Source organism: Streptomyces muensis (genome assembly GCF_021474425.1).
Lineage (GTDB): Bacteria > Actinomycetota > Actinomycetes > Streptomycetales > Streptomycetaceae > Streptomyces > Streptomyces muensis.
Window position 1 is genome coordinate 1 of sequence record NZ_JAKEIP010000475.1, and the last position, 3,605, is coordinate 3,605.

Sequence of the window (3,605 nt, forward strand, 5' to 3'; positions counted from 1 at the left end):
CGCACGGTGCGGTCCAGCTCGTCCTCGCCGCCGGTCGCCCAGCTCCCGCAGGACCGGACCCGTATCGAACTCTTCCCCGAGGTGGCCGCGCACCAGGAGCGCGTGCACCTGCTCGACCGGCTCGACCTGCCGAACCCGTACTTCCGAGTGCACGAGGGCGACATGACGGACACCACCGTCGTGGACGGCCGTGAGCTGATCTCCTTCTCCGGCTTCAACTACCTGGGTCTGGCGAGCGACCCCCGGGTGACCGAGGCCGTGGAGGCGGCCGTCGCGCAGTGCGGTACGTCGGCGTCCGCCAGCCGGCTGCTGTCCGGCAGCCGTCCATTGCACCTGCAGTTGGAGCGGGAACTCGCCGACACTCTCGGAACCGAGGACGCGATCACCCTGACCAGCGGGCACGCCACCAACGTCACCGTGATCGGCCATCTCGTCGGGCCGGAGGACCTGATCGTCCACGACTCGCTCGCCCACGACAGCATCCTTCAGGGCTGCCGGCTCTCCGGGGCCACGCGACGGCCCTTCCCGCACAACGACGCGGCCGCCCTGGACGCCCTCCTCACCCGGGTCCGGCACCAGTACCGCCGGGTGCTCGTCGTCGTCGAGGGCGTGTACAGCATGGACGGCGACATCGCCGACCTGCCCGCGCTGATCGACGTCAAGCGCCGGCACGGCGCCCTGCTGATGGTCGACGAGGCGCACAGCATCGGCGTGATCGGCGCAAACGGGGGCGGTATCGGTGAGTACCACGACGTCGATCGCCGGGCCGTCGACCTGTGGGGCGGCACGCTGTCCAAGGCGCTGGCCGGGTGCGGCGGCTATGTCGGGGCCGGCCGGAGTGTCGTGGAGTACCTCAGGTACACCGCTCCGGGCTTCGTCTACAGCGCGGGCATGACTCCGGCCAACGCCGCCGCCTCCCTGGCCGCGCTGCGCGTGATGCGTGCCGAACCGCAGCGTCTGACGCGTCTGCGGGAGAACTCCGCGCTGTTCGCGGACCTGGCGCGCCGGGCGGGCGTCGACATCGGCGCCAGCCACGACTCGCCGATCGTCCCGTGCATCGTCGGGGACTCGGCGCGGACCCTCCGGCTGGCCGAGGCGCTGTTCCGGCAGGGCATCAGCGTCAACCCGATCCTGTACCCGGCCGTGCCCGAGGAGCTGACCCGGCTGCGGTTCTTCGTCACCTGCGAGCACACCCCGGACCAGATCCGCCACACCGTCAGCACACTGCGGCGGCAGCTGTCGTACGCCGCCGCCACTCCCGCTGCCGCCTGAGACGGCAACGGAAGTCCGGGACGTGTGGCGTCAGCCGCCGAGCGCCGCGAGCACCACGGACCTGGCCTCCTCCTGGACCTGGCGCAGATGGTCCGGGCCGAGGAACGACTCGCCGTAGATCTTGTAGACGTCCTCGGTGCCCGAAGGGCGGGCCGCGAACCAGGCGTTGGCGGTGGCGACCTTGATGCCGCCGAGGGCGGCGCCGTTGCCGGGCGCCTCGGTGAGCACCGTGGTGACCGGCTCTCCGGCGAGGGTGTCGGCGGTGACCTGACGCGGGGAGAGCTTGGCGAGCAGTGCCTTCTCCTCGCGGGAGGCCGGGGCGTCGACGCGGGCGTAGGCCGGGGCGCCGAAGCGGTCGGTGAGCTCGGCGTAGTGCTGTGACGGGCTCTTGCCGGTGACCGCCGTGATCTCGGAGGCGAGCAGGGCCAGGATGATGCCGTCCTTGTCGGTGGTCCACACCGAACCGTCGCGGCGCAGGAAGGACGCGCCCGCCGACTCCTCGCCGCCGAAGCCGAGGGTGCCGTCGGACAGACCGTCCACGAACCACTTGAATCCGACGGGGACTTCGACCAGCGGCCGGCCTACGTCCGCGGCGACCCGGTCGATCATGCTCGACGACACCAGGGTCTTGCCGATCCCGGCACCCGCGGGCCACTGCTGCCGGTGCGAGTAGAGGTACGAAATCGCCACGGCCAGATAGTGGTTGGGGTTCATCAGGCCGGCGTCCGGTGTGACGATGCCGTGCCGGTCGGCGTCGGCGTCGTTGCCGGTGGCGATGTCGAAGCGGTCGCGCCGCTCGATGAGGGAGGCCATGGCGTACGGCGAGGAGCAGTCCATCCGGATCTTGCCGTCCCAGTCGAGCGTCATGAAGCGCCAGGTGGGGTCGGTGAGCGGGTTCACCACCGTGAGGTCGAGGCCGTGCTGTTCGGCGATCCGGCCCCAGTACGCCACCGAGGCGCCGCCCAGCGGGTCGGCGCCGATCCGGACGCCGGCCGCCCGGATGGCGTCCAGGTCCAGCACGTTCGGCAGGTCGGCGACGTAGGCGCCGAGGAAGTCGTGGCGGCCGGTGCCGGGGGCGGCCAGGGCGCGGGTGTAGGGGATGCGGCGTACGTCCTTCATGCCGCCGGTGATGATCTCGTTGGCGCGGTCCTGGATCCAGGAGGTCGCCTCGGAGCCGGCGGGGCCGCCGCTCGGCGGGTTGTACTTGAAGCCGCCGTCGGCGGGCGGGTTGTGCGAGGGAGTGACGACCACGCCGTCAGCGAGAGCGGACGTGCGGTTCCGGTTGTGGGTGAGGATCGCGTGCGAGACCGCCGGGGTGGGCGTGTAGCCGTCGGCCTGGTCGATGAGGACGGTCACCTCGTTGGCCGCGAAGACCTCCAGGGCCGTGATGCGGGCGGGTTCCGACAGGGCGTGGGTGTCGGCGCCGAGGAAGAGAGGGCCGTCGGTGCCCTGGGCGGCGCGGTACTCGCAGATGGCCTGGCTGGTGGCGGCGATGTGGTCCTCGTTGAACGCCGCCGTGAGGGACGAACCGCGGTGTCCGGAGGTGCCGAAGGCCACCCGCTGGCCCGGCTCGGCCGGGTCGGGGTGCAGTGCGTAGTACGCCGTGACCAGGCGGGCCACATCGATGAGGTCCTCGGGCCGGGCGACCTGCCCCGCACGCGCGTCCTGCATTTCCCCGCTCCTCCGCACAGCTCGACCGTTGGTACGGCCCTCATTCTCCCCTGCCCGGGCCGTCGGGACGCGCACCGGGCCGCCGTTGTGGCACGCGTCCCACGGGTGCGACGATGCGGGCCGGCGAGCGGAGGGACACCGACGTGGGGCGCGAGGACGTAGGACACGAGGACGTGGGACACGCGGGCCTAGGGCGTCAACGGCCGCCCGCCGCCGTGCTGTTCGACGCGTTGGGCGCCGACTACGAGAAGGCGTTCGGCCGTGCCCCTGCGCATCTGTCCGCGCTGGAGTGGCTGATCGAACGGCTGCCGACCGGCGCGCGGACGCTGGACGTGGGCAGCGGCACCGGTCGGCCCACGGCGGCGGCGCTCGTCGCCGCGGGGCACTCCGTGCTGGGTGTCGACGTCTCCCCCGTCATGGTCGAACTCGCCGCGCGTCAGGTCCCCGGGGCAGAGTTCCGCCGCGGTGACGTCCGGGAGCTGTCGTTCGAGGCGGACTCGTTCGACGGTGTGTGCGTGTTCTTCTCGCTGTTGCAGATGACCCGGGCCGAGCAGTCGGCGCTGACGCGGCGGCTGGCCCTGGCGCTGCGGCCCGGCGGGCATCTGGTGCTGGCCACCGTGCCCGCCGACGTGGAGGACGTCGAGGTGGTCTTCATGGGCCGG

3 protein-coding genes are annotated in these 3,605 nt (G+C 72.1%); 2 read left to right on the top strand and 1 reads right to left on the bottom strand.

Annotated elements, in window-relative coordinates; translation table 11 throughout:
- On the top strand, positions 1 to 1,272 hold a 1,272-nt coding region (locus tag L0P92_RS43255; RefSeq protein WP_234768620.1), incomplete at its 5' end, for an aminotransferase class I/II-fold pyridoxal phosphate-dependent enzyme.
- A gap of 30 nt (positions 1,273 to 1,302) precedes the next feature.
- Here the strand turns inward: L0P92_RS43255 and pgm are convergent.
- Positions 1,303 to 2,943, bottom strand: coding sequence for a phosphoglucomutase (alpha-D-glucose-1,6-bisphosphate-dependent) (gene pgm / locus L0P92_RS43260; RefSeq protein ID WP_234768621.1), 1,641 nt, complete (start codon positions 2,941 to 2,943; stop codon positions 1,303 to 1,305).
- A 113-nt stretch (positions 2,944 to 3,056) separates the two neighbouring features.
- Here pgm and L0P92_RS43265 point away from each other — a divergent pair.
- A partial coding sequence (locus L0P92_RS43265) for a class I SAM-dependent methyltransferase (RefSeq protein ID WP_234768622.1) occupies positions 3,057 to 3,605 on the top strand: 549 nt, incomplete at its 3' end.

Bases quoted from the DNA above. Each gene is read 5' to 3' on its own strand.
- pgm (WP_234768621.1), bottom strand. From the start codon at position 2,943: ATGCAGGACGCGCGTGCGGGGCAGGTCGCCCGGCCCGAGGACCTCATC.